3 protein-coding genes are annotated in these 2780 nt (G+C 40.2%); all 3 read left to right on the forward strand.

Going from position 1 to position 2780, the window contains the following annotated elements:
* The first annotated feature begins 403 nt into the window (after positions 1–403).
* The 3 genes from G8O23_RS17155 (at position 404) to G8O23_RS17165 (ending at position 2549) form a co-directional block, all read left to right on the forward strand.
* A complete protein-coding gene (locus tag G8O23_RS17155) occupies positions 404–1540 on the forward strand; it encodes a tyrosine-type recombinase/integrase (RefSeq protein WP_166367139.1) in 1137 nt (378 codons plus the stop codon).
* 113 nt (positions 1541–1653) lie between these two features.
* Positions 1654–2181: a L,D-transpeptidase family protein gene (locus G8O23_RS17160; protein WP_166367140.1), complete on the forward strand. Its 528-nt coding sequence runs from the start codon at positions 1654–1656 to the stop codon at positions 2179–2181.
* Positions 2178–2549 (forward strand): hypothetical protein, encoded by a 372-nt coding sequence (locus G8O23_RS17165; RefSeq protein WP_166367141.1) that lies wholly within the window; start codon positions 2178–2180, stop codon positions 2547–2549. Before G8O23_RS17160 ends, G8O23_RS17165 begins: the two co-directional genes overlap by 4 nt.
* Positions 2550–2780 lie beyond the last annotated feature (231 nt).

Genomic DNA, 2780 nt, shown 5'->3' on the forward strand with positions numbered 1-2780 from the left:
TGCTGAATGTATTAATGGTAAAATTAAGCGCTTTATCATGATCAATCAGGGCACTAGGGATCGGGAGTTCTTTTACTTTAGGCTAAGGAACTATTTCTCCAGCACCTCAAAATAATATTTAGCCGTTCATACCATAAGCATAAAATCAACCTATTGAATGCTTAACCTCATCCTGTAAAACAATGATTATTGATGGGTGGTTGGACTCGGTTCACCAATCCATATGGGTTGTTCTATTACACATCGTCACATCATCAGCATAAGTACACGCCTCGACTTTTGTTTAACATTTTTTCACATTTTCATACAGTTTTAAGTTATTTATTATACTTTTAGTTGATTTTTTGGTCAACGCAACCCGCCTTGTGACTGACGGGGCGAAGCTGTGCAAAAATGGTTTGTTATGGCAAGCATTCAAATCAAGCTAGAGCCTGGGTATCACCGCGATAACGATGTGATATTCATCAGATTTCCAAGAGACGAGAAGCTTATTGGGATTGTAAAAGGCATTGAAGGTAGCCGCTGGAGCAAAACCAATAACGCCTGGTATGTTGCCAAGGCAAACTTCAACCTGACAAGGGTTTACTCATCGTTTAAAGGTTACTGGGTTGATTATAGCGCTATACAACCAGCCAAGCCAGTAAAAAGCGAGGCTGTTCAGGGCAAGACCATAACTAGGGTTTCGGCACCAATCCGAGAGAACCAGGTGCTTATCGACGAGTACAAAAAATGGTTAACCCATAAGCGGTACAGCGAAAACACTATTAACCGGTACACCGAGATGATTAGCATCTTTGCCGGGCATATGAGCGCTACAAACCTGGCTCATATCACAAACCGTGATGTAGTTGAATTTGTACGGGGGAAGCTAATTGCTCAAGGATATAGCTATACGTACCAGAACCAGCTGGTTAGCGCGCTCAAGCTATTCTTCCGCGAGATTGTTAACGCCCCCATTGACATTGAGAAGCTGGAGCGCCCACGACGTGAGCACAAGCTACCCAATGTGCTAAGCAAGGACGAGATTAGGGCCATTCTCCAATCGCCCAAAAACATCAAGCACAAAACGATGCTTAGCCTAATATATGCATGCGGGCTTAGGCGCAGGGAATTACTTTGGCTTAGGCCAACCGATGTGGATAGTAATCGGGGGTTTCTAACCATTCGCAACTCGAAAGGCCGCAAGGACAGGATGGTGCCCATTTCGGAGCGCACCATAGGGATGCTTAAGGGATACTACAAGCTTTACCGGCCCAAGGTTTGGCTTTTTGAGGGGCAGGAAGCGGGCGAGCGGTACTCTGAGGCATCGCTATCGAAGGTACTTAAGGTAGCTTTGGAGGCAGTGGGCATAAACAAACCCGCCTCGTTGCACTGGTTAAGGCACAGCTACGCTACGCATCTGCTTGAGGCAGGGACCGATTTGCGTTACATCCAGGAGCTGCTGGGCCACAAGAGCAGCCGCACCACCGAGATTTACACCCACGTATCGCAGAGCTCGTTGCAAAAGGTTAAATCGCCCTTTGACGACATGGACATTTAAGGTTTTTGAGTATGATCAAAGATTACCCAAAGGTGCGCTTTAACAACACTTTTTTGCGATCACAATAAACTTTTGGTAAGTTTACAAGTAAGTTGTACGCCATATTGACGAAAATGCAGATTAAAGCTAAATATATTATTGGAATATTTCTCTCAGGACTAATTTGTTATTCATTGATTTTTTATTTTAAACCATTTAGACCTATTGAAAAAAACATTAGGATAGAAAAAATAATTGTAACGAAACACAAAAGAACGCTTGATTTAATCTCAAACGACACGATAATTAAAACATATAAAGTCTCACTTGGGATAGTTCCAAAGGAAAAAAAAGAGTTTGAAGGTGACAAGAAGACCCCTGAAGGAAAATACACTATTGATAATAAGAGTTCAAAAAGTAACTATCATAAAAACTTAAGTATTACATACCCAAACCAAAAAGACATTGAAAATGCAAACAAATATGATAAAAATGCAGGGGGCTTGATAAAAATTCACGGAATAAGAAATGGATTTGGTTGGATTGGTAGATTTCACTTGTTATTTGATTGGACATTAGGTTGCATAGCTGTAACGAATAGAGAAATTGATGAATTATATGAATTAATTGAAATTGGCACTCCAATAGAAATCAGAAAATGAAAACAAGGATTAAAACTTTTCTAATCAGATTACTTTACATAATTCCATTTCTAATTTTTGCGTATGCATTTATTGAACAACTAATTCTTGTAGAAGAACGTTTTAGGAAAATAGATTATAAAGTTTTAATTCCAATGATTATATTTCTATATCAATCGATTAGAAATTCAATTGTTGGTTGGATTTTAATAGTTCTTTTATATTTAGCATTTTTATATCTTATTATTGAAGGAATAATAAGGTCGATAGAATATTTAGGTGGTAAAACTGACTTAAACATTTTGATATTCCAATTTGCTTTCGCTTTAATATATTTAGGTTTAAGCATTATTTATTGGAAAATAAGACCAAAGAACAGATTGATATAATTAAATACGGCGTACAACAAGGGGTGTAACCAATTTGGGGTGAATGGGTTACGGAAGCGGGTCGGCACGCAAGGAACTTTTTTAACGTGGGATAAATCCCAGCCCCGCTCACCCAAACTGGTCACACCCCCAGCCGTTAGCGTACATCGCCAAGGTGGGCATGGGCGGCAAGCTTCGGAGCGTTGGCCTTGCCTTGAAATGGAGGGAGTATCGCCATCGCCCGCTCGAGCA

The sequence above is a fragment of the Perlabentimonas gracilis genome (genome assembly GCF_011174675.1).
Lineage (GTDB): Bacteria > Bacteroidota > Bacteroidia > Bacteroidales > Tenuifilaceae > Perlabentimonas > Perlabentimonas gracilis.